The sequence below is a fragment of the Sphaerisporangium sp. B11E5 genome, assembly GCF_039871875.1.
In the GTDB taxonomy this organism is placed as follows: domain Bacteria; phylum Actinomycetota; class Actinomycetes; order Streptosporangiales; family Streptosporangiaceae; genus Sphaerisporangium.
On record NZ_JBDPMD010000007.1, the window covers coordinates 31,756 to 54,363 of the forward strand.

General features: G+C 72.1%; 17 protein-coding genes. 12 read left to right on the forward strand and 5 right to left on the reverse strand.

The annotated features are described in order from the left end of the window. Nucleotides 1–87 precede the first annotated feature (87 nt). Nucleotides 88–1,527 (forward strand): PLP-dependent aminotransferase family protein, encoded by a 1,440-nt coding sequence (locus ABGB17_RS09310; RefSeq protein WP_347627460.1) that lies wholly within the window; start codon nt 88–90, stop codon nt 1,525–1,527. Nucleotides 1,528–1,571: 44 nt separating this feature from the next. Here ABGB17_RS09310 and ABGB17_RS09315 read toward each other — a convergent pair whose 3' ends face one another. Then, entirely contained in the window at nt 1,572–2,927 is a 1,356-nt protein-coding gene (locus tag ABGB17_RS09315) for an FAD-binding oxidoreductase (RefSeq protein ID WP_347627462.1), read from the reverse strand. Nucleotides 2,928–3,031: 104 nt separating this feature from the next. Here ABGB17_RS09315 and ABGB17_RS09320 point away from each other — a divergent pair, with 104 nt between their 5' ends. From ABGB17_RS09320 to ABGB17_RS09350, 7 genes are all read left to right on the forward strand, one after another. After that, complete coding sequence (locus tag ABGB17_RS09320; RefSeq protein ID WP_347627464.1) at nt 3,032–5,068, forward strand: ATP-binding protein; 2,037 nt, start codon at nt 3,032–3,034, stop codon at nt 5,066–5,068. A gap of 147 nt (nt 5,069–5,215) precedes the next feature. After that, nucleotides 5,216–6,658, forward strand: coding sequence for an MFS transporter (locus ABGB17_RS09325; RefSeq protein ID WP_347627466.1), 1,443 nt, complete (start codon nt 5,216–5,218; stop codon nt 6,656–6,658). Beyond that, nucleotides 6,655–8,007 carry a carotenoid oxygenase family protein gene (locus tag ABGB17_RS09330; protein WP_347627468.1) on the forward strand — a complete coding sequence of 451 codons (1,353 nt, stop codon included), beginning with the start codon at nt 6,655–6,657 and terminating at the stop codon, nt 8,005–8,007. Before ABGB17_RS09325 ends, ABGB17_RS09330 begins: the two co-directional genes overlap by 4 nt. 14 nt (nt 8,008–8,021) lie before the next feature. Continuing rightward, nucleotides 8,022–8,465, forward strand: a complete 444-nt coding sequence (locus ABGB17_RS09335; RefSeq protein WP_347627470.1) for an SRPBCC family protein — start codon at nt 8,022–8,024, stop codon at nt 8,463–8,465. A 55-nt stretch (nt 8,466–8,520) separates the two neighbouring features. Further along, nucleotides 8,521–9,477, forward strand: coding sequence for an alpha/beta hydrolase (locus ABGB17_RS09340; protein WP_347627472.1), 957 nt, complete (start codon nt 8,521–8,523; stop codon nt 9,475–9,477). Between the two features lie 269 nt (nt 9,478–9,746). Then, on the forward strand, nt 9,747–10,685 hold the full coding sequence (locus tag ABGB17_RS09345) for an MBL fold metallo-hydrolase (RefSeq protein WP_347627474.1): 939 nt from the start codon (nt 9,747–9,749) through the stop codon (nt 10,683–10,685). Beyond that, the gene (locus tag ABGB17_RS09350) at nt 10,685–12,409 is read left to right on the forward strand and encodes a carboxylesterase family protein (RefSeq protein WP_347627476.1); all 1,725 of its coding nucleotides are present in this window, start codon (nt 10,685–10,687) and stop codon (nt 12,407–12,409) included. The genes ABGB17_RS09345 and ABGB17_RS09350 overlap by 1 nt, the downstream gene beginning before the upstream one ends. A 173-nt stretch (nt 12,410–12,582) precedes the next feature. On the opposite strand, the gene ABGB17_RS09355 is transcribed toward ABGB17_RS09350, so the two are convergent. Next, nucleotides 12,583–13,365 carry a hypothetical protein gene (locus ABGB17_RS09355; RefSeq protein ID WP_347627478.1) on the reverse strand — a complete coding sequence of 261 codons (783 nt, stop codon included), beginning with the start codon at nt 13,363–13,365 and terminating at the stop codon, nt 12,583–12,585. Nucleotides 13,366–14,506: 1,141 nt separating this feature from the next. On the opposite strand from ABGB17_RS09355, the gene ABGB17_RS09360 reads away from it, so the two are divergent. Beyond that, nucleotides 14,507–15,622, forward strand: a complete 1,116-nt coding sequence (locus ABGB17_RS09360; protein ID WP_347627480.1) for a lectin — start codon at nt 14,507–14,509, stop codon at nt 15,620–15,622. A 335-nt stretch (nt 15,623–15,957) separates the two neighbouring features. Here the strand turns inward: ABGB17_RS09360 and ABGB17_RS09365 are convergent, their stop codons facing one another. The 3 genes from ABGB17_RS09365 to ABGB17_RS09375 are packed head-to-tail and all read right to left on the reverse strand — an operon-like array spanning nt 15,958 to nt 19,372. Further along, a complete protein-coding gene (locus ABGB17_RS09365; protein ID WP_347627482.1) occupies nt 15,958–18,399 on the reverse strand; it encodes an ABC transporter permease in 2,442 nt (813 codons plus the stop codon). Further along, a complete protein-coding gene (locus ABGB17_RS09370; protein ID WP_347627484.1) occupies nt 18,396–19,097 on the reverse strand; it encodes an ABC transporter ATP-binding protein in 702 nt (233 codons plus the stop codon). Before ABGB17_RS09370 ends, ABGB17_RS09365 begins: the two co-directional genes overlap by 4 nt. Before the next feature lie 50 nt (nt 19,098–19,147). Further along, nucleotides 19,148–19,372 (reverse strand): hypothetical protein, encoded by a 225-nt coding sequence (locus ABGB17_RS09375; RefSeq protein WP_347627486.1) that lies wholly within the window; start codon nt 19,370–19,372, stop codon nt 19,148–19,150. A 168-nt stretch (nt 19,373–19,540) separates the two neighbouring features. On the opposite strand from ABGB17_RS09375, the gene ABGB17_RS09380 reads away from it, so the two are divergent. The 3 genes from ABGB17_RS09380 to ABGB17_RS09390 all read left to right on the forward strand — a co-directional run bounded on the left by ABGB17_RS09380 (nt 19,541) and on the right by ABGB17_RS09390 (nt 22,602). Then, complete coding sequence (locus ABGB17_RS09380; protein ID WP_347627488.1) at nt 19,541–20,743, forward strand: histidine kinase; 1,203 nt, start codon at nt 19,541–19,543, stop codon at nt 20,741–20,743. Beyond that, nucleotides 20,728–21,402, forward strand: a complete 675-nt coding sequence (locus ABGB17_RS09385; RefSeq protein WP_347627490.1) for a response regulator transcription factor — start codon at nt 20,728–20,730, stop codon at nt 21,400–21,402. The genes ABGB17_RS09380 and ABGB17_RS09385 overlap by 16 nt, the downstream gene beginning before the upstream one ends. Nucleotides 21,403–21,507: 105 nt before the next feature. Continuing rightward, nucleotides 21,508–22,602, forward strand: a complete 1,095-nt coding sequence (locus tag ABGB17_RS09390; RefSeq protein ID WP_347627492.1) for a serine hydrolase domain-containing protein — start codon at nt 21,508–21,510, stop codon at nt 22,600–22,602. The last annotated feature ends 6 nt before the right edge of the window (nt 22,603–22,608 follow it).

Consider the following 22,608-nt stretch of genomic DNA (forward strand, 5'->3'; position numbering starts at 1 on the left):
TGCCGGTGAGCACACCCCGCCACGACTCGGATCAGGCGGCGGTGGGCACTTGGCGGAAATCGGTACACGCCGATAAGGTCCGATCACATGGGCCGATCGAGGGCCAAGTCCGGGCCGGCTGAGGATCTGCTCATCGAGCTGAAGCGCGACGCCGGGGTGCCGTTGCACCGGCAGATCGAGGCGTCCATCCGCGCGGGCATCCGGGCCGGTCGGCTACGAGCCGGCGCGTCGCTGCCACCCACGCGTACCCTCGCGACGGGCCTCGGGGTTTCCCGCGGGGTGGTCGTGGAGGCCTACCAGCAGCTCGTGGCCGAGGGCTACCTTGCCAGCCGATCGGGCGGTTACACCCAGGTCGCCGCGTCGATGCCGCCGGCCGCCGCCGGTGCGGGCTCCGTGGCTTCCGTGGCGCGGCCGGCCGCGCGCGGAGCCGGCTTCCGGGTCGACTTCGGGTACGGGCGCACCGACGTGTCGCAGTTCCCGCGGGCCGCCTGGCTGCGGTCGGTCCGTACCGTGCTCACCACCACACCCAACGAGCGGTTCGCCTACCTCGACGGGCGGGGTGTGCCGGAACTGCACGAGGCCCTGTGCGACTACCTCAACCGGGTGCGCGGCACGTCGTGCGTCCCGGGCAACATGGTGATCTGCAGCGGTTATGGGCAGGGCATCTCGCTGCTGATCCAGGTGCTGGTGCGGCACGGCGCCAGGCGGATCGCGCTGGAGGACCCCTCGTCCAGCGACGACGCCCGGGTGCTGGCCGGCGCCGCCGGTCTGGACGTGGTCGGCATCCCGGTGGGCCCGGACGGTGTTCAGGTCGATGCGCTTCATCGGGCCGACGCCGACGCGGTCGTGCTCACGCCGTCGCACCAGTGGCCCACCGGGGGAGTGTTGTCGGCCGCGGCGAGGGCCGAGGTGATTCGCTGGGCCAAGCGCCGCGGCGCGCTCGTGGTCGAGGACGATTACGACGCGGAGTACCGCTACGACCGGTCGCCGGTGGGCGCCATGCAGGGCCTGGCGCCTGACCATGTCGTCTACTGCGGTACGGCCAGCAAGACGCTCGCGCCGGGGTTGCGGCTCGGCTGGCTGGTGGTGCCTGCCCGGCTGGTCGCCGACGTCGCCGCGGCGAAGGTGCTCGCCGACCGCGGTTCGCCGGTCATCGACCAGTTGACGTTCGCCGACTTCCTCGCGCGCGGCGAGTTCGACCGCCACCTGCGCCGGATGCGCCCGGTGTACCGCCGCCGCCGCGACGCGCTGCTGGAGGCACTGCGCACCCACCTGCCCGATCTGGAACCGGCCGGGGTCGCCGCCGGGCAGCATGTGGTCGCCTGGCTCCCGCCCGATCTCGACGAGGCGCAGGTGGTGGCCGCCGCCGCCCGGCACGGGCTCGGCATACACGGCGTCGGCCCGTACCGGATCGCCCGCACCGGACCGGGCGGCCTCATCTTCGGGTACGCCGTCCTCGGCGAGACCGCCATCGCCGAGGGGGTCGCGCTGCTGGCGACGGCCATCCGGGAGGTACGGAGACCCTGATCGCGCTCGGTCGCTGCGCCGGCGGCACCTCCAGGACGCGCGCATCAGTGTGCCGGGCGGATGTTCTGGTTCAGGTGGAACACGTTGGCCGGATCGTACGCGGTCTTCACCGCGGTCAGCCGGGCCAGCTTCGCGGCCGAGTACGCCCGCCCCACGCCGCGCTGCCCGTCGGCCAGCTCCTCGGCCGTCAGCGAGTTGACGTACACCCCACTCGCGTACGGCTCGAGCGCCGCACCGGCGGCGCGGGCGGCACCCATCCTGGCGTCGTCCTCGGCCGGGTCGGTCCAGCGAGTGCCGGCACCGAACTCGAACATCGTGCCGCGGTGGCTGAACGCCGCGTCCGCATCCGGGACATCGGCGATCGCCCCGCCGTGCGCCTGCAGGCCGACGCCTGGCAGGTACGGGTTCGCGCTCAGGTCGGTGCCGCCGCGCAGCAGGAACGCCTCGATCGCCGCGGTGGGGAACCGCCGCAGGTAGTGCGCCTTGGAGTAACGGCGGTAGGCGTGGCCGCCGGTGGAGTCGTCGCGTCGCTGAAGTTCGAGGTATGACGGTGCGGTGACGCGCGACGCCACGGGTCGCCCGAGCGCCCGCATGGCGGGGAGCAGCCGGCGGCCCTCGGCCGGGTCGCCGACCCACACGAACCCCACCGTGGCGATCGGACCGGCCGGACCGCTGCCGACACCGGCGGTGAACGTCGCCTGCCGGGGCGCGACCGCGTTCAGGTCGCGCCAGCCCTCGAGGACCGGCACGGCGTCCTCGGCGCGGAAGTCGAACTCGGCGACCAGCGTCCGCGTGCCGGTGCGATGCAACTGGAACTCGAACTCGGTGACGATGCCGAAGTTGCCGCCACCGCCGCGCAGGCCCCAGAACAGGTCGGGGTTCTCGGTGCGGCTCGCGGTCACCACGTCCCCCTCCGCGGTGACCATCGTGCAAGAGACGACGTTGTCGCAGGTCAGGCCGTACTGCCGGGCCAGCCACCCCATGCCGCCGCCGAGCGTGAGCCCGCCGACGCCGGTGTGCGAGACGTTGCCGGCGGTGGTGGCCAGGCCGTACGCCTGCGACGCCCGGTCCAGCGCGCCGAGCAGCGCGCCGCCCTGGACCCGAGCCCGGCGACGGACCGGGTCGATCCGCACACCGCCCATGGGCGTCAGGTCGATCATGAGACCACCGTCAGGCACGGCGAAGCCCGCGACGTTGTGGCCGCCGCAGCGCACGCCGATCTCCAGGTCCAGCTCCCTGGCCATCCGCACCGCGGCCACGACGTCGGCGACGCCCGCCGCGCGGACGATCACGCGTGGATACCGGTCCACCATGGCGTTCCAGACGGTACGGGCCGTGTCGTAGCCGACGTCGCCAGGGGTGAGGAGCCGGCCGTCGAAGCGGGGCGCTGTCGTTGTCATGTCCCTCACACTGGCAGGAATCGGTACACGAAATGAGGTCCGATCGTGCCGGCTTTTCGAGGACCAAATCCGCCGGGCCACGCAGAGGAGGCACCATGGTCGGCATGGAGCAGGGTCAGAGAAGCCTCGCGGAGCGGCTGCGCTGGGCGCGTGAGCGGGCGTTCGTCGGGCGCGACAGTGAGCTGTCGCTGTTCCGCCGGGCACTCGGCGGCGCACCGGGAGCCCCCGCCGTCATCTATGTTCACGGGCCGGGTGGGGTCGGCAAGTCGACGCTGCTGCGCAGGTTCGCCGACGAGAGCCGTGACGCCGGCCGCGTCGTGATCGAGATCAACGGCCGGCTGGCCGAGCCGTCGCCGGCCGGTTTCGAGGCGCAGGTCGCCCCGGCCCGCGACGTCGCCGACCCGGTGCTGATCGTGGACGCGTTCGAGCACTGTCAGGGCCTGGAGGGCTGGTTCTCCGAGCGCTTCCTGCCGAGCATGCCGTCCGGATCGCTGGTCGTGCTGGCCGGTCGTGAAGCGCCCAGCCCGGTGTGGGTCTCGGACGTGGCATGGAGCGAGATGCTGGCGGTGCGCCGGCTGGGTGACCTGACACCTCAGGAGGTCCGTGACCTGCTGCGGCTGCGCGGCCTGCCGCCGGCGGTGTGCGACCGGATCGAGGCGTTCGCGGGTGGGAATCCGCTCGCGCTGAACCTGGCGGCGTCCGTGGCCGCCGCCGTCGGCGGCGACGTGTGGGAACCGACACCGGACGTGCTGGCCGCGCTGCTCGGGCAGTTGGTGGGTGACGTGCCCGGTCCGGTGCACCGCCTCGCCCTCGAGGTCGCCGCGCATGCCATGACCACGACCGAAGGGCTGCTGCGGGCGGTCGTCGGCGCGGACGACGCGGCGGCCATGTTCACGTGGTTGCGCCGCCTGCCGGTCGCGGACTGGGGCCCGCAGGGCCTCTACCTGCACGACCTGGTCAGCGACGCCATCGACGCGGACCTGCGGTGGCGTGACCCGGACGGGTACGCGGAGATGCATCGACGGGTCGGGCACTGGTTGCTGGAGCAGGTGCGGACGGCGCCGGACGCCGAGGCGCTGGTGGCGATCCGGGAGCTGAGCTACCTCAAGCGGTACGGGCCGATGGGTGAGTACTTCCAGATGCGCCGCGAGGGCGACTTCCACGAGGACGTCATGCGGGCGGGCGATCGGGACGCGATCCGGGCGATGATCGCGACCGTGGAAGGGCCGCAGGCGGCCGCGGCGGTGGAACACTGGTTCGGCCGCCACCCTGAGGCGTTCTGGATGTACCGCGACGCGCGCACCGGCGAACCGGCCGCGTTCCTGCTGTCGCTGCGGCTGACCGCGCTGCCGGAGGAGGATGCGAGCGCCGATCCGGTCGCGGCCGCCGCGTGGCGCTGCGCGCAGGAGGTCGCGCCGTTGCGGCAGGGGGAGCACGTCCGGCTGGCCCGGATGCTGATCTACCCGCCGGCGTACGGCGAACTGTCACCGGTGCTGCACCTCATGCACATGCGCATCTGCGCGGAATGGATCCGCACCCCGGGCTTGGCGTGGTCGTTCGCGATCAGTCCCGACCCCGACCGGTTCGAGCCCCTGATGGCGCACCTGGGGCATCGGCGCCGCGTCACGCTGCCGCCGGCCGACGGGCGGACGCAGGCGCTGTTCGCCTGCGACTGGCGTACCACACCGTTGTCGATCTGGTTCGACCGGACGCAGCCCGGCAGCCTCACAGAAGAACGTCCCACCGGGCCGGCTGACGCGGTGCTGACCAGGTCCGCCTTCGACGCGGCGGTCCGCGAGGCGCTGCGCGAGTGGCACCGTCCCGACGCGTTGGCGGCGAACCCGCTCGCGGGCGCCCGGATCGTCCGCGCCGCCGCGGAACCGGCGGCGCGGATCGAGGCGTTGCGGGAGGCGATCACCGACGCCGTCGACGCCCTGCTGGAGGACCCGCGGGACAGCCGCCTGCACGCGGTGCTGGCGATGACGTTCTTCCACCGGCTGCCGAGCCAGGCGGTCGCGGCGGAGCGTCTCGGGCTGCCGTTCAGCACCTACCGCCGCCACCTGGACCGTGCTCAGCAGCGGGTGTGCGAGCTGTTGTGGCGCCAGGAGTCCGAGGTGAGGACGGCGCCGCAGCACAGCTGACCTCGTCCGGCGGCGGATGGGCACCCGGTGAGCATCGGGTGGTCTGTCGGATGAGCAACGGTTGGCCGCAGGGTGGTGACCGCACCGGGACGTCCCGGTCGGGCCGCCGGTAGCCCTCTTTTCCGGCTCCAAGCCGGAGGAGGCGCGATGGGGGCGGCGTCTGCCGTGGACGGTGCGGACACCGGCGAGCCGGCGCCGGGATCCGTGTCACCGGGGGCGGCGTCGGTGGTCCTGGCGGCCGCGCAGCTCCTGGTGGTGCTCGCGACGTCGATCGTCAACGTGGCCCTGCCCGCGATCGGCCGTGATCTGCGGCTGTCGGCGGTCGGGCTGGCCTGGGTGGTCAACGCGTACGTGCTGGCCTTCGGCGCGTTGCTCCTGCTCGGAGGGCGGCTGGGTGACGTCTTCGGCCGCCGCTCGGTCTTCCTCACCGGCACGGTCGTGTTCGCGGCCGGATCCCTCGCGGCCGGGCTGGCGGCCGGCCCTGCCATGCTCGTCGCGGCCCGGGCGGTGCAGGGCGTCGCGGCGGCGATGCTCGCGCCCACCGCCCTCGGCCTGGTTCTGACGATCTTCCCCGCCGGCCCGGCCCGCGGTCGGGCGTTGGGTCTGTGGGGCGCGGTCTCCGGTGCCGGTGGCGCCGCCGGCGTCCTGCTCGGTGGCGTGCTGACCGAGGTGTCCGGCTGGCGTTCGGTGTTCCTGGCTGTGGTGCCGATCGCGGTGGCGGTCCTCGCCGCGGCACGGTGGTGTGTGCCGGCCGACCCGGCGGACGGCGGACGGGTCGATCTCGCCGGCGCGCTCACCGTCACGGGCGGGCTGGTGGCCCTGAGTTCCGGTCTGTCGGGGGTGGCCGGCCGCGGTTGGGCCGCGTGGCCGACGCTGGGGCCGGTGCTGGCCGGGCTGGCGCTGCTGGCGCTGTTCGTCGTGCTGCAGCACCGGTCGCACACGCCTCTGGTGCGACCGGCCGTTCTCAGAACCGGTACCGTCGCCGCGGCGAACCTGCTCATGGCGTTGCTCGGCGCCGCGTGGCTGGCGCTGTTCTTCTTCCTGCCGCTGTACCAGCAGCACGTCCTCGGCTACGACCCGCTCGCCGCCGGCCTCACCCAGCTGCCCCTCGCCGTGACCATCACCGTCAGCTCGATGCTCGCACCCCGCCTGGTCCGGTGGGCGGGTGTCCGGACGGTGCTGGCCGTCGCGCTCACGACCGTGGCCGTGGGCCTGGCCTGGCTCTCCGCGACTCCGGTGCCGGCGACGTTCCTCGTCGCGATCGGTGCCCCGTCGGTGCTCATCGGCGCCGGGCTCGGCGTCTCGTTCGTCCTGCTGACCGGCCTGTCCGCCGCCGGCGTGCCCGGCGCGGACGCCGGCCTCGCCGGTGGCTTGATCAACACGAGCCGGCAGATCGGCGGTGGGGTCGGGCTCGCCGTCCTCACCACGGTCGCCGCCGTGGCCGGGTCCGCCGATCCCCGCGCGTCCGCGAGCGTCCTCGCCGCCGGCTACGGCGCGGCACTGGCCGGGGCGGCGGTCTTCGCCGCCGTCACGGCCGTACTGGCACCACTCCTGCTTCCCGCGACGCCTCGGAGAAAGGAACACCCATGACCGAACCGGCCAAGCCCTACCTCAGTGGCCACTACACGCCCGTGACCGACGAGAGGACCGCGACCCGGCTCGTCGTGCGCGGCGCCCTCCCGCCGGAGTTGGCGGGCCGATACATCCGCAACGGGCACAACCCGAAACCGGGTGTCGTGCCGACGCACTGGTTCCGCGGCAGCGGAATGCTCCACGGCATCCGCCTCAAGGACGGCCGGGCCGACTGGTACCGCAACCGCTGGGTGCACACCACCGCGTTCACCGAGGACGCCCCGCTGTTCCGCGCGGACGGCTCGATGGACCTCGCCGCGAGCGCCGCCGCGACCCACATCATCGAGTTCGGCGGGCGGTTGCTCGCCCTGCAGGAGGTCAACCTGCCCTGGCAGGTCACGCCCGAGCTGGAGACGATCGGCCCGTTCGACTTCAACGGCGGACTCCGCACACCCATGACGGCACACACCAAGGAAGACCCGATCACCGGCGAGCTGCACTTCCTGTGCTACTCGCCGTTCCCACCGCACGTCGTCTACTACACCGCCGCACCGGACGGCACGATCACCCGCGCGGACGTGATCGAGGGTGCCGGCCCGTCTCTGATGCACGACTTCGCCATCACGGCCGATCACGTCGTCCTCTTCGACCTGCCGGTCGTCTTCGACCCGGCCGAGCAGTCGGGCATCCCGTACCGCTGGAGCGACGACTACGCCCCCCGGCTGGGGGTCATGCCGCGTACCGGGCCGGCGAGGGTGCGGTGGTTCGACGTGGCGCCCAGCGCGTTGCTGCACAGCACGAACGCGTACGTCGACGACGCCGGCCGGATCGTCCTGGACGGACCGCGGTACGACCGCGCCTCGTGGGAGTCGACCTGGAAGTGGTGGGTCGGCGCCCCCGGCCACGCCACCGTGCCCGGCACCGGGATGACCGCCTACCGGTGGACCCTCGACCCGGCGACGGGCAAGGCGACCGAGGAGATCACCGACGACCTGGTCACCGAGTTCCCGGCGATCGACAACCGGCGCGTCGGGCTGCCCAACCGGCACTCCTACGCGCTGGCGTTCCCCGGCGGCGGCCGGACCGACTGGGCGGTGGTGAAGTACGACCACCACGCCGGCGGTCGCTCGGTCTTCGAACTCGGCGCCGACCGCCTGCCGGGGGAGCCCTGTTTCGTCCCGGCGGCGGGCAGCACGCAGGACGACCACGGATACCTGCTCACCATCGTCAGCGACCTGGCCTCCGACTCCTCCGAGCTGCTCGTCCTCGACGCCTCCACGCTGGCCCGGCTGGCCGTCGTCGAGCTGCCGCACCGGGTCCCGGCCGGCATCCACGGATCCTGGGTCCCCGACTCGGACCTCGGCTGAAGGCGGCCACCGCCATGACCTATCCGTCCCACATCGATCGGCACGCCGCCGTCGTGGTGCGGTCCGGCATCCGCATCGCCGCCCCGATCCAGCGGGTCTGGCGACTGCACACCGACGTCGGCGGCTGGCCGCAGTGGCAACCCGACATCGACGCGGCCCACCTCGGCGGACCCGTCCGAGCCGGCACGACCTTCCGCTGGGCCACCGCGGGCCTCTCGATCGTCTCGACCATCTACGCCGTCGACCCACCGCGCCGCATCCTCTGGGGAGGCCCGGCGAACGGCATCACAGGCATCCACGACTGGACCTTCGACGCGGACGACGACGCCACCCTCGTGCGCACCGAGGAGTCATGGAACGGCGCACCGGTCCGCAGCGACGCCGCCGATCTGCGCTCCGCGCTCACCGCCTCCCTCACCAGCTGGCTGGAGCACCTGCGACGGGCCGCCGAGCGCTGAGCCTCTGACTCCTCTCCCTGCCCGCTGCACCATCCATGCACATAGGAGGAACACCATGGGATTCGCACTCGACCCGCAGGTCGCCGAGGCGCTCGCCCCGATCGCCGAGGCCATGGCCGGCACCACCCCGCCACCGGTCGGCGACGTCGCCACCCGCCGGGCCGCGCTGGAAGGACTGATCGCGCACACCGACCAGGCCCAGCCGAGACCGGCCGACGTCACCAGTACCGACCACAAGCTCGTCACCGCCGACGGAGCCGCGATCAGGCTTCGCTGGTACGCCAAGCACGGCTCGACCGGCACGCCCGGCCCGGCGGCGGTGTACTTCCACGGCGGCGGCATGATCCTCGGACACATCGACCTGTTCGACGGCTCCCTCGCCCGGTACGTGTCCGCGTCCGGCACCCCGATCCTCTCGGTGGACTACCGGCGAGCACCCGAGCACCCGCACCCGGCCCCGGTGGAGGACGCCTACGCCGGCCTTGTCTGGCTGCACGAGCACGCCGCCGAGCTCGGCGCCGACCCGGCCCGGGTCGCGGTGTTCGGCGACAGCGCCGGCGGCGGGCTCGCCGCGGCCGTGTCGATTCTCGCCCGTGACCGGGGCGGGCCGGCGATCGCCCGGCAGATCCTGCTCATGCCGATGCTCGACGACCGCACCCTGACCCCCGACCCGCAGCTCGCGCCGTTCGTGCTGTGGTCGTGGGACGACAACCGCACCGGCTGGGGCGCCCTGCTCGGCGCCGCCGCCGGTGGCCCCGACGTCCCGGCCTCCGCGGCACCCGCCCGGGTCGCCGACCCGACGGGCCTGCCGCCGGCGTACATCGAGGTCGGGCAACTGGACATCTTCCGCGACGAAGCCCTCACCTACGCCCTGCGACTGTCCCGGTCAGGCGTCCCGGTGGAGTTCCACCTGCACCCCGGCGTGCCGCACGAGTTCGAATCCATCGCCTTCACCTCCGACGTCGCCAACCGCGTCATCACCGACCGCATCCGCGTCCTGGCCGCGCTCTGAGCACCGGCGGACCACCCACGAAGACGTGGGCCGCCCCGATTCCCTGACGACCGCCTGGCCGTGTTCCAGCCGGGTGCGCAGCCTCACCCTGCCATGACTAGTCACCGGTACCTAGTCGGACGGCGGCGTGGTTGCCCCGGAGGCCATCCAGGCCTACCTCGGCTCGGAGGAGTACCAGCCGTGGAAGGCCATCCGGCACTCCGCCTCGGCCGGACGCTCGGTCGCCGTCACCACCGTCTGATCCAGCACTTCCGAAGGACGCGAATATCATGACGACATCCCTGGGCGGCCAAGCCGTCGTGCTCGGCGACGTGGAGATCCGCCGGGTGGTGGAGTGGCAGGGGCCGATCGCGCCGCCCACGGCCATCCTGCCCGACAGCACGCGCCAACTGTGGCAGCGCCACCGCGACTGGCTCCACCCGCACTTCTGGGACGCCGACGAGGACCTCTACCGCGCCGCCATGAACACCTGGGTGCTGCGCAGCGCCGGGCGCACCATCCTCGTCGACACCGGCATCGGCAACGACAAGTACCGGCCGTACTTCCCGCTCATGAGCTACCTGCGGACCGATTTCCTGGACCGGCTCGCCGCGATCGGTGTCCGGCCCGGTGACGTCGACCTGGTGATCAACACGCACGTGCACGCCGACCACGTCGGCTGGAACACCGTGCTGGACAACGGCAACTGGGTGCCGACCTTCCCGAACGCCCGGTACCTCATCAACAAAGCCGACGCGGACTACTGGAATCCGCTCAACGGCACCCCGAAGAAGGCCGTCGTCGCCGGGCTCGCCGCCGGGTTCGGCAACCAGAACATGTACGAGGACAGCGTGACGCCGATCCTGGAGTCCGGCCAGGCCCTGCTGTGGGAGGACTCGTACGTCATCGACGAGGACCTGCGCCTGGACGTCGAACCCGGGCACACACCCGGCTCGGCGGTGCTGACCCTGCGCTCCGGCACCGACCACGCCGTCTTCGTGGGAGACATGCTGCACACGCCCGTACAACTGCTGCACCCGGACCTGCACTCGTGCTTCGACGAGGACCAGCGGATGGCAAGCACCACGCGACGGCGGATCCTGTCCTGGGCCGCCGACCACACCGCGCTGGTCCTGCCGGCCCACTTCCCCGGTGCCGGCGCGGTCGAGATCGCCCGGGACGGCGCCGGTTTCGCCGTCCGCGGCTGGGCCGGCTTCCAGGAGGACTGATGCCCACCGCACCGGCCCCAGAGGCCGAGACCCCGTACGGCCGGGTCCGCGGCGACCGGGACGACGCGATCGCCGTGTTCCGCGCCATCCCGCACACCGCCACCCCACGCGGCGCGGCGCGGTTCGCCGCGCCGGTCCCCCCGGCGCCGTGGCGGCAGGTCCGCGATCCGGTCATCCTCCCCGCCAAGGCGCCCGCGCCACCGCGCGACCGGATCGGCCCGCTGGACATGACCGCCTTCAGCGGCGCGCCCTGGCGTCCGGCGGACACCGGCGATCACCTCACCGCCACCGTGTGGACTCCGGCTGCCGACTCCCGCAGCCGGCTGCCGGTTCTGGTCTTCGTGCACGGCGGTGGCTTCCTCGCCGGCACGGGCGACGCCGCGGCCTACGACGGCGCGGCGCTGGCCCGCCGCGGCATCGTGGTCGTCACCCTCAACTACCGGCTCGGTGCCCCGGGCTGGCTGCACCTCGACGACGCGCCGGACAACCGCGGCCTGCTGGACGTGATCGCCGCCCTGCGGTGGGTACGGTCCGCGATCGGCGCCTTCGGCGGTGACCCTGGTCGCGTGACACTCATGGGGCAGTCGGCGGGCGCCACCGTCGTCGGGGCACTGCTCGCCACGCCGGCGGCCGCCGGGCTGTTCCGGCGGGCGATCGTGCAGAGCGGCAACGGCTTGGGCGCGCTGACTCCCGGCCAGGCCCGCCGGGTCACCGCGGCTTTGGCCGACGCGGCGGCGGTACCGCCGACGGTGGCCGGGCTCGCCGCGGTGAGCGACGCCGACTTGGTCACGTACACCGCGGCCCTGGCCGGCCTGGATCTCGATGTGGACGGCGCCCGTGACCCCCTGCTGGGTCTTGGGCCGTACGGGGTGGTGTCGGCGGTTCAGCCGGCAGCCGCGGTCGCGGCCGGGCACGGCCGGGACGTCGACCTGCTCCTCGGCATCAACGCCGACGAGGCCAATCTCTATCTCGTCCCGACGGCACGACACGACCGGGACGCCCGGCAGATGTCACAGGACCTGTTCGGCCGCGGCACCGAGGCCCTCGCCGTCGCGCACGCCGGAGCCGGGGGCCGCACCTTCCGGTACCGCTTCGACTGGCGCTCCGACGCCTTCGACGGCGCGCTCGGGGCGGCACACTGCATGGAACTGCCCTTCGTCTTCGGCACCACCGGCATCCCGTCGTTGCGTGGCCCGCAAGCCCTGCTCGGGACGGCCCCGGTGGCGCGGGAGCTCACCGACGCGATCCAGGCCGCGTGGGTCCGGTTCGTCACGTCGGGGGACCCGGGCTGGCCGCGGTTCACGGCCGACGACCCGCACATCGAGAAGCTGGGGACGGCACGGGCGGCCACCACCCCCGCCGGCTGGACCGACCACGGGTTTCCCCTGTCCGCCGCCGTGCGCACCGGCAACCTGGTGCACGTGTCCGGCCAGATCGCGGTCGATCCGGTCACCTTCACACCGGTCGGCAGGACGGTGACCGAGCAGGTCGAGCAGGTGTTCCGGAACATAGCGGCCGCGCTGGACGCCGCCGGCGCGACGCTGGACGACATCGTGTCCACGCGCGTGTACCTGCGCGATCCGGCGGCGTTCGCCGAGATGAACGCCGCCTACGCCAGACTGGCGCCACGCCCCTACCCGGCACGCACGACGGTGTACATGCAGCTTCCCGACGACTACCAGGTCGAGATCGAAGCGATCGCCGTCCGCACCGGACAACCATGACCAGCGTGCTCGCCTCACACTCATGCGACCAGCACCGCCGGCCCTGGCGGCGCTGATCAATCATGTGCTCGGCTGCCCCTTCAGCGCGCTTACCCTTCCGTCGCGTCCTCGACCCACTCTCACGGTTGCCCTGGTGGCCGTCGCAGACTCGCCCGAACTGCGCGCATGCGCCATCACGTCGGTGGCTGTGCGAGGAGAGGTGAGGGCGGGGCCGGCTGAGGGTGCGGGTCGGCGAGTTCGTGGGCGGAGCGGGCCAGCCAGATCAGTATCAGGGCGCCCGTGGCCGCTGTGGCGTCGACGTAGACGTTCCCCACGATCGCGAGCAGCGGACCCACCAGCATGAGGACGAACGGCATCACCAGGAACGCGACGCCGTACAGGACGGTGGCCCGCTGCCAGCGGCCGTCCTGCCCCTGCGCTCGCAGGACCAGTACCGTCCAGACCAGGCCCGCCAGGCCGAAGGCAAGGGCCAGTCCGTCGGGGACTCGCCGACCGAAGACATCCAGCACCTCGACGGTGGCGGAACCTCCGTAACCTCCGTACGCCAGCACACCCGCGATCCACGTGTGACCGGCACGACCCAGGTTGCGTCCCAGCACCGGCCGGAACAGCACCATGACCACGCCGATCGCCACAGCGTTGGGCACCGCCGTCCACCAGGGCCAGGACGGCACGAGTAAGGAAAGCAGCCCGGTTGCCGTCGCGGCGTACAGCGCCACCCGCAGCCGCCGCGCGTCCCGGTCGAGCTCGGGTGGCGGCCCTGCCAGCGGCCCACGAAGGGTCTGCCACAGCGCCCAGGCCCACAGCACGCCGGCCGTGACCAGGGCGAGCACGTTCGGCAACGTCACCGCGACGCCTTGCTCCACCTTCGTGAACAGCGTCAGGTACCACAACGCACCGAGGTCGCCGGCGGTCAACGCGATGACGACGGCAAGCGTCAGCGCGGCGACATACACAGCCGTGATGAGAAGGGCGGGAACGGCTGAACGGTAACGACGGGGCACGTGACACTTCCTGGGGGGATCGGGAGTGAACGCACCACCTTAGTGAGCATCCCTACGGCATCACCACCACCATCAGACAGGTCGCCGGCAGGCCGGGGTGGCCCGAGGAGGTCAAGGCGCGCAGGCTGCACCGGCGCTAGCCACCGGGCACCCATGTGCGCCTCAAGTGATCTGCCTCGCGGGAGATGAATCGTGCCCGCACAAGCAGGAGCTTTCCCGTTCCCCGGGGCGGCGCGGTCGTCATGGATCGGAGCTTCAATAATGATCCACAGCGAAATCACGCAGACAGGTATTCGAACGGAAAGATCGGCGCGGAAGTCGCAGTGAACCGCTTCTGACCTTATCGTCGAAACCATTCGACCAGTCTCACCCGCCGTCCGGACCCGTCTGCCGGAGGTGGTCATCCGTCTGGTCCGGCGACCTACGCCCTGATCCGCGGCGCCATTACCAAGTGAAACTTACATCCCGTGGCAGCAGCCCGACCGCGACCGGTTCCCTGGTCACGAACAGCGACGGTCGAATCGATTCGCTGCACACTGCCAGAGATGACCTTCGCTCCTTGACGAGGTCGCACCGCTTCGTATTTGCTCCCCTGCACCCGCTACCTCCGGCGACCCCGAAGAGAGGAGGTACTCGGCATCCTCCGCCAGGTCGGCGCTACACCCGCCCAGCTCGCTGAGCCAAGCGCCGGCGGTCCAGGCTCGACCGGCACAGCGCGACGCCGCCGCATTGACCTGTGTTCACCCGACAAGAAGCCAGTATGCCGGCAGACCAGGCGCCCCTGATGAGGAGAAATGGTTTCCCCTACCAACGTATGCCGATATCTGAAAGGCAGAGAAACCAAGTGATGTCACGGCATAAGTCCTTGTTTGGAGCAGTCGCGGCTGCGTTACTTCTCGTCTCAGCCACGGCCCACACGGCGCTCGGCGGAACCGCCTCGACCACGGGTAGCAGTGCCGCGGCCGCACCGACGGCGGGATGCGGCAAGACCCCGACGCTGAGAAGCGGCTCGCAGACGATTCAGAGCAATGGCAGGAACCGTACCTTCATCCTGAGACTCCCGGATAATTACCACAACACCACCCCGTACCGGTTGTTCTTCGGATTCCACTGGAACGGCGGCACCGCCAACGACGTCGACTCAGGCGGATCCAGTGGTTACCCTTGGTCCTACTACGGGCAGAGGGCGCTGTCGAACAGCGGCGCGATCTTCGTCGCGCCTCAGGGCACCAACAACGGCTGGGCCAACCCCGGGGGTGAGGACGTCACCTTCGTCGACGACATGCTCCGGCGCATCGAGGCGGACCTGTGCGTCGACACCTCCCAGCGTTTCGCCATGGGCTTCAGCTACGGCGGCGGCATGAGCTACGCGCTCGCGTGCGCTCGAGGGACGGTCTTCCGCGCGGTCGCGGTCTACTCCGGCGCGCAGCTCAGCGGGTGCAGCGGCGGGACCGACCCGGTCGCGTACATCGGGCTGCACGGCCTCAGGGACCCGGTGGTCAACATTTCCGCGGGCCGGTCGCTGCGTGACAGGTTCGTCAGGAACAACGGGTGCACCCCCCAGAACCCGCCGGAGCCGGCGAACGGCAGCCTCACGCACATCGTCACCTACTACTCAGGGTGCCGGGCCGGGTATCCGGTCGCGTGGGCCGCGTTCGACGCGGGTCACACCCCTGGCCCCTGGGACGGGTCCGCCGGCGACTACAACCCCCACGAGAGATCCTGGACAGGACCAGTCGTGTGGAACTTCTTCTCGCAGTTCGGGGGCGCCAACCCCACGCCGACGGCGACCCCCACGAGCACGCCCACGGGTAATCCGCCGGCGACGACCGCGTTGCGGGGTGTGGGGTCGAACCGATGCCTGGACGTCAGCGGCGTTTCCCAGGCGAACGGCGCGTTGGTGCACATCTGGGACTGCCACGGCGGCGTCAACCAGCAGTGGACCTCCACCAGCGCCGGCGAGCTACGCGTCTACGGCAACAAGTGCCTGGACGTCAACGGGGCCGGCACGGCCGACGGCACCGCGGTGCTCATCTGGGACTGCAACGGCCAGAACAACCAGAAGTGGCGCTTCAACGCCGACGGCAGCATCACCGCCGTGGGCGCGAACAAGTGCCTGGACGTCTCAGGCGCAGGCACGGCCAACGGAACCAGGGTGCACATCTGGTCCTGCACCGGCGACTCCAACCAGAAGTGGACGCGTGTCTGACCTGAACCGCAGGATGCCCGGATAACACCAGCGCGCACCTTCCGGAACCCTCGCCGAGGCGCCTGACCAGCCTCGGCGAGGGTCCCTCTGCAGTCAGGGCCACCCTCGCATGTACCGGCTATGACAACCCTGCGGGTCGATACAGCTAGGTGAGCCGCTCAGCGATCGGTGGAGGCTGATGTGCGGCGAATTTCGTGGAGTCGCGACACTGGAATCTCATGCCGGGGTCGTGGTCCACCATGAGATCGACCTCGGCACGCGGGTTGCGGCCGATCCAGCGCAGCCGGACCGAACCGACGGCGAGCACGCCGGGGGGCGCGGCGATTGACGAAGGTTCACAGGTAGGTGAGTGCTTCGCGGACGGTGAGTCTGGCGGCGCGGGTGGCGGCGGCTTCGGTGGCCAGGGCCGCGCCGAGGAGGGCCAGGAGGAGCCAGAGGAAAGTGCCGGGCAGGGAGATGCGGTAGGGGAGGGGTGCGGCGAAGAAGAGGTCGCCGAGACCTGCGCCGAGGACGGCGGTCAGGGCCAGGGCGGGGAGGGTCGCGAGGAGGCAGCTGGCGAGGGCGAGCAGGATGCCTTCGGTGACGACGATGCGGCGGACGGTTCTGGGGCCGGCGCCGATCGCGTGCATGACGCCGAATTCCCGGATGCGGTCGAGGACGTTGGCGCTCATGGTGCCGGCGAGGCCGATGACGCCGACCACGCCCAGGGGCAGGGCGACACCGAGCAGGATCAGGATGACCGGGCCCAGGTGACCGGCGGTGACGGCGTCGCCGCGTGTGACGGACGCTGCGGATCTCACGGCGATGCCCGTGCCGGTGAGGCCGGCGCGTACGGCCGCGGCGATCGCGTCACGGGCCGGTTCGTCGTGGCGGGTGGTGGTGACGCGCAGTTGGTTCACCTGGGCGGGCCGGCCGAGGGCTGCGGCGAGGCCGTCCGCTGTGGTGTACAGGCCGCCGCCTTCCCGTTCCTGGGCGAGGCCCACGACACGCCAGGTCGTGGGCTTGCCGTCGAGGAGGAGTTGTACCTGGTCTCCGGCGCGGACACCGGGAAGGGCGTTGCGGCGGATGACCTGGTTGAGGACGATCGCCCCGGTCTCGCCGGGGTTCAGCCAGCGGCCTTCCAGGAGCGGTGGTGTGGTGAACGACGTGGCGCCGGCGGGCAGGGCGATCACCGCGATGCGGCCGTGCCCCTGGTCGGGGTAGGTACGGGTGACGGGGATCTGTCCCACCGCGGCGACACTGGTCGGCATGACGCCGAAGGCGTCGGCCCGCTGGACTCCCGGCACTCGTGCCACCGCGGCGAGCGCCTCGCCGGGGGAGGCCGGCGCGGCCAGGTTGACGTCGACGTCCCAGGTGCGTCGCCGCTTCTGTTCGTCCGCGATGGCCTGGGTGCCGGACGTCAGCGACATCCCGGCGACGAACACCATGCCCGCGGCACCCATCAGCCCGGCCGAGAGCCAGAACCGGGTGGGACGCCGGACGGTGTTGCGCAGGGCGAGCACCAGCCCGCGGTTCAGGCGGCCCCCTGCGGTGAGCCGGGTCAGCAGGCCGGTCGTGCCGGGTGTGGCGGCGGTGCCGTGGTGGTCGATCGCCGCGCGTACCGTCGTGCGGGCGGCTTTGGCCACCGGGAGCAGGGCCATCAGCGGCGGCAGGACGAGCCCGGCGGTGAGCACGATCGGGTAGGTCCACCACGGCGCGGCCAGGCTGAGGGGTTCGATGCCGAGGAAGCCCAGGAAGGTCCTGGTGGTGACGCGGCCGAGCAGCACGGCGAGCGGCAGTGCCACCAGGGTCGCGGCGACCGCGATGAGCAGCGTCATCGCCAGGTAGAAGCGGGCGACGACCCCGGAGCGCGCGCCGACGGCCTTCATGATGCCGATCTGCGGGATCTGCCGGGTGAAGATGGTGTCGAGGATGGTGGCGACCAGGATGCTGCTGAGCAGCAGCGCGGCCGCCCCGCCGGCGAGCAGCGCCAGCAGCAGCGTGTCGGCCTGCCACTGGTGCGGGTGGGCGTAGGGGGTGGGCACCTGGATCTCGCGGATCGTGAGTCCGTGCCGGTCGCGCAGCCACCTGCCCACCTCCCCGGCGACGGCCACGATGGTGTCGCGGTCGCGGCTGGGTACCGCCTGACCTGGTCCGGCGACCTGGATCTTCACCTGGTCCATGCCGATCTGCCGCCCCGGGAGCGCCGCCGTGGACAGGTAGGCGTGGCCGGTCTGCTCCTGCGGGGACGGCGACAGGCTGGGGTCGTCCACGGTGCCGGCCACCCGCAGCCGCACCGGGCCGCCTCCCGGCGCCTCGATGGTCACCACGTCGCCGGTCCTGACGTCCAGCAGGCCGAGCGCGTCGCGTCCGATGAGGATCTCGCCGGGTGCGGGCGGCCAGGTGGTGTCGTTGACCCGGAACGTCGCCATCCGCATCGGGTCGTCCGGTGCCGCCGCGAACACCTGCAGCGGCACCGCCCGGGGGCGGCCGTTGACCTGGACGTCGCTGCTGAACTGGGTGCGGCCGGTCGCCTCCAGCACGCCGGGCCGGGTACGCAGTCCTGCCAGCACGGCGGCCATCCGCGCGGCGTCCACCGGGCGGTCGAGCAGGATGGTCGCCGAGGCCGGCCCGGTGCTCTGGTACGCGCCGCCGGTCTCCCGCCCGCCGGCGGCCCAGGCGAACAGCACCCCGCCGAACGCGGTGAGGCACACCGCGATCGCGATCGTCATCAGGACGAACCGCGACCAGCTCGCCCGCAGGTCACGGATCAGCTTGACGGCCAGCAGCGCGCTCACGACGACAGCTCCGAGACGCCCGCGTCGCTGACCACGCGACCGTCCACCAGGGTGATCTCCCGCCGGACGATCGACCTGATGTCCCGTTCGTGGGTGACCACCACGATGGTGCGTCCTTCGGCGTTGAGGTCGGCGAACAGCGTCAGGACGGCGTCGGCCGTGGCGGAGTCCAGGTTGCCGGTCGGCTCGTCGGCCAGCAGCAACGGCGGGTCGTTGGCCAGCGCCCGCGCGATCGCCGCTCGCTGCTGCTGGCCGCCCGACAGCGTGGCGGGCAGTTTGCCGGCCTGGTCCTGGATGCCGACCCGAGCCAGCAGTTCCAGTGCCCGGTCCCGGCGCCCGGCGGACGGGACCTTCCCGGCGAAGTCCATCGCAAGCATGACGTTCTCCGCCACGGTCAGCGTCGGCAGCAACTGGAAGAACTGGAACACCAGCCCGACGTGCTCCCCACGCCAGGCGGCCAGCCCCGACTCCGAGAGCCCGCCGAGGTCCGCCCCCGCGACGTGCACGGTCCCCGACGTGGCCCGGTCGATCCCGGCGAGCAGGTTCAGCAGCGTCGTCTTCCCGCTGCCCGACCGTCCCACCACCGCCGCGAACTCGCCGCGGGGGATGTCCAGACTGATGTGATCAAGGGCGACGACCTCGCCCGCGGCCAGCGGATACGTCTTGACGACGTCGCCGACCCGTATCGCGAAATCCACGGTTCCACCTCCAGAGCCGGGTTCGACAGGAAGGGGGTCCGACGACCTGGTCATCGGTGCCCGGCCGCGGGCGGCGTGTGCGCTTGCGCGGTGACGGGCGGCGTGGCGCCCATGCCTCCGTGGCGGCTGGGCCCGTGCCCGCCGAGGCCGCCGGTGAGCATCATCGCGACCGCCAGCACGACGGCGACGGCCACGACGACGCCGGTCACCTTCACCCAGCGGGGCACGCGGGCGTCGTCTCCGTACGGCCCTGGCCGGTGGGACGGATCGGTCATGTTCCTGCACTTTCCCGGGGTGGCGATCGGACGCCGCCCAGCGTCGCGGGTCCGTGGACGGCGGCGAAACGCCCCCTGGGGGGAACAACCGCCTCCCCAACGTGTGGAGGAGGATCCTCCGCCAGGGCGACGACCGGCGGGCACCCGCGGACTTACGCTTGCCGTGTCATGTCATCGACGGCCCCAGCCCCCCGGCTTTTCGCCCTCCGGTCCCTGCCGCGTGCGTTGCCGGACCTCGCCGTCGTGGCGGTCGTGCTCGCGGTCTCGTTGTCGCTGCTCACGCACGGTGGCCCGATCCCTTTCCGCCCGGGACTGCGCCCGCCCGACGTCCTCGGCGTGGTCCTCGTGCTGTGCTCCGCCGCCCCCCTGCCGGCCTGGCGGCGCTTCCCGCTCGCGGTGTTCGTGGTGACCGCGGCGGCGATCACCACGCTGGCGGGCCTGGACTACCGGGCCGACCTGATGCCGGGGCCGATGGTGGCGCTGTACCTCCTCGCCACCGGCCGCGACCGCCCCACCGCGTGGACGCGGCCGGGGTCGGCCGTGGTGACGGGCATGCTGGTGGCCTACCTGGGGGCCACCGCCGTGGCGCAGCGGACCTTCCCCGCTTACGAGCTCCTGCACACCGGGCTGCCCTGGGCACTGGCCTGGTCCGCGGGGGAGCGGACCCGCCTGCGCCGTGAGCAGATCGCCGACCTGCGCAGACGCGCACGGCACGCCGAGCGGGAAGCCGAACGTGACCGGCGGCTCGCCGTCGCAGAGGAACGCGCCCGCATCGCCCGCGACCTGCACGACTCGGCCGGTCACGCCGTCAGCCTGATCGCCGTCCGGGCCGGAGCGGCGCGGCTGCGGCGCGACCCGGACCGTGCACTGGCCACGCTGCGCGACATCGAGGAACTGGCCCGGCGCACCGTGCGGGACATCGACCAGATCATCGGCACGCTGCGCGAGCCCGCGGACGAGGACGTGCAGCCCCCGGCCGGGCTGGCCTCACTCGACACTCTGATCGCCCAGCACCGTGCCACCGGGCTGGAGGTCCTGCTCGACGTCACCGGCCCGCGGCGGTCCCTCAGCGGCGCCGCCGACCAGGCCGCCTACAGGATCCTGCAGGAAGCGCTGCGCAACGCGGCCCGCCACGGCACCGGGGGCGCACGGGCCGGGCTCCATTTCACCGGCGCCGCGCTCGAGATCACCGTCGTCAACCCCGTGCACGGGCCCGGCCTCTCGCGCTCAGGCGGAGGCCACGGCCTGATCGGGATGCGCGAACGTGTCACCCTGATCGGGGGCAGCCTCGACGCCGGGCGTGACGGCGCGACGTACCGCGTCCACGCCCGCGTCCCTTACGGAGATGACCGCCCATGCCCCGAGTGCTGATCGCGGACGACGACCACCTGATGCGCGCCGGGCTCATCGAGCTCCTCACCGCCGATCCCGCCATCGAGATCGCCGGGGAGGCCGCGACCGGCCGGGAAGCCGTCGACCGGGCCTGCCGCCTGTCACCCGACCTCGTGCTGATGGACGTGCGGATGCCCGGTCTGGACGGCATCGGCGCCACCAGGGAGCTCTCCCGCACCGCCCCGGAGGTCCGCGTCCTGGTGCTCACCACGTTCGAGCAGGACGACTACATCTTCGGCGCGCTGCGTGCCGGCGCCTCCGGTTTCCTGCTCAAGCGCACCCGCCCCGAGGAACTCATCGCCGCGGTGCACCTGGTCGCCGCCGGCGACGCCCTGCTGTCCCCCTCGGTCACCCGCCGCGTGATCGACCGCATGGCACGACAGCCCGCCCCCGACCTGACCGGCCAGACCGGACTGGACACCCTGACCCCACGAGAACGCGAGACCCTCGCCCTGGTCGCCCGCGGCCTGTCCAACCGCGAGATCGCCGCAGCACTGGTCGTCGAGGAGTCCACCGTCAGGACCCACGTCAAACACGTCCTGATGAAACTCGGCCTCCGCGACCGCATCCAGGCCGTGATCTTCGCCTACGAGAACGGCATCAACGAGAAGGGTCTTCCCCCGACCACTGTACGGTAGGGGGGTAGGGTGTAGACATCGAACGACAGCGGTGTCGAAAGTACGTGTGCGTTCGAACGGGGATGAGGTGAACCAGGTGCCGCTCGTGCCGGGGTGGTGGAGGCGATGAAGGTCGAGGGGTTCGTCGCGGACGGGTACGACGGGGTGCGTCAAGTCTTCCAGAAGCTGGTCGACGAGGGGCGTGAAACGGGAGCGGGGGTCTCGGTCTGGCGGGCGGGCCGCGAGGTTGTGCGGCTGAGTGGCGGGTGGGCCGATGCCGGGCGGAGTCGCCCGTGGCGTGCCGACACTCTCGTGCAGCCCTACTCGTTGTCGAAGACGTTCGTGACGATCGCCGCCTTGGTGGCGGTGCGGGATGGTGCGCTGACGCTCGACGAGCCGGTCGCCCGGTACTGGCCGGCGTACGGGGTGCAGGGCAAGGAGCGGACCACGTTGCGGCAGGTGCTCACTCACCGCGCGGGGCAGCCGCGTTTCCCTGCCGAGGCCGCGAGGCTGGACCTGCTGGACGACGCCGGGTTGCGGGAGAGCCTGGCGGGGGCGGCGCCGGAGTACATTCCCGGGACCTCGCTGGGGGAGCATGCGCTGACCTGTGGGCACCTGGTCGACGGCGTTCTGCGTGCGGCGGCCGGCACCACGCTGGGGGAGATGTACGACCAGGTGGTGCGGCCCGCGCTGGAATCGGACGCCTGGTTCGGGGTACCCGATCACGCGTTGGACCGTGTCGCCGATCTGGAGTACGCCGCCCCCGACTGGCCGAACAGCCTCCACGCGGCGCCGTGGTTGCAGATCCCGGCCGGCACCCTCGACATCGCCCGGGCGAACTCCACGGCCTGGCGGCAGGCGGTCTTCGGCGCGGTGAACCTGCACGCGAGCGCGACTTCGATCGCTGCGTTCTTCTCCCGTCTGACCGACGAGGAAGGGCCTGTACGCGCCCTGCTGGGCCGGGAGTTGCACGCCGAGCTCCTCGCTTCCCAGGTCACCGGCTTCGACGAGGTCTTCGGTACGAAGATCACCTGGACGTTGGGCTTCGTCCGCGACCGCGGGAAAATCGCCAAGGGGGGCATCGGCGGCTCGGCGGCCTGGTGGTCGCTCAAGCACCACCATGCCTGCGCTTATCTGACGCGGCGGCTGGACGATCACTCACGTGCCGCCGAGATCGCCGCCGCGCTCGGCGACGACCTCACCGTGGTGGGCGAGGACTGACGTCCG

What these genes read in the sequence shown, in the direction of transcription:
- ABGB17_RS09390 (WP_347627492.1), top strand. Translation starts at nt 21,508, where the DNA reads ATGAAGGTCGAGGGGTTCGTCGCGGACGGGTACGACGGGGTGCGTCAA.
- ABGB17_RS09340 (WP_347627472.1), top strand. Translation starts at nt 8,521, where the DNA reads ATGGGATTCGCACTCGACCCGCAGGTCGCCGAGGCGCTCGCCCCGATC.
- ABGB17_RS09325 (WP_347627466.1), top strand. Translation starts at nt 5,216, where the DNA reads ATGGGGGCGGCGTCTGCCGTGGACGGTGCGGACACCGGCGAGCCGGCG.
- ABGB17_RS09330 (WP_347627468.1), top strand. Translation starts at nt 6,655, where the DNA reads ATGACCGAACCGGCCAAGCCCTACCTCAGTGGCCACTACACGCCCGTG.
- ABGB17_RS09375 (WP_347627486.1), bottom strand. Translation starts at nt 19,372, where the DNA reads ATGACCGATCCGTCCCACCGGCCAGGGCCGTACGGAGACGACGCCCGC.
- ABGB17_RS09310 (WP_347627460.1), top strand. Translation starts at nt 88, where the DNA reads ATGGGCCGATCGAGGGCCAAGTCCGGGCCGGCTGAGGATCTGCTCATC.
- ABGB17_RS09335 (WP_347627470.1), top strand. Translation starts at nt 8,022, where the DNA reads ATGACCTATCCGTCCCACATCGATCGGCACGCCGCCGTCGTGGTGCGG.
- ABGB17_RS09350 (WP_347627476.1), top strand. Translation starts at nt 10,685, where the DNA reads ATGCCCACCGCACCGGCCCCAGAGGCCGAGACCCCGTACGGCCGGGTC.
- ABGB17_RS09320 (WP_347627464.1), top strand. Translation starts at nt 3,032, where the DNA reads ATGGAGCAGGGTCAGAGAAGCCTCGCGGAGCGGCTGCGCTGGGCGCGT.
- ABGB17_RS09385 (WP_347627490.1), top strand. Translation starts at nt 20,728, where the DNA reads ATGCCCCGAGTGCTGATCGCGGACGACGACCACCTGATGCGCGCCGGG.
- ABGB17_RS09315 (WP_347627462.1), bottom strand. Translation starts at nt 2,927, where the DNA reads ATGACAACGACAGCGCCCCGCTTCGACGGCCGGCTCCTCACCCCTGGC.
- ABGB17_RS09345 (WP_347627474.1), top strand. Translation starts at nt 9,747, where the DNA reads ATGACGACATCCCTGGGCGGCCAAGCCGTCGTGCTCGGCGACGTGGAG.
- ABGB17_RS09380 (WP_347627488.1), top strand. Translation starts at nt 19,541, where the DNA reads ATGTCATCGACGGCCCCAGCCCCCCGGCTTTTCGCCCTCCGGTCCCTG.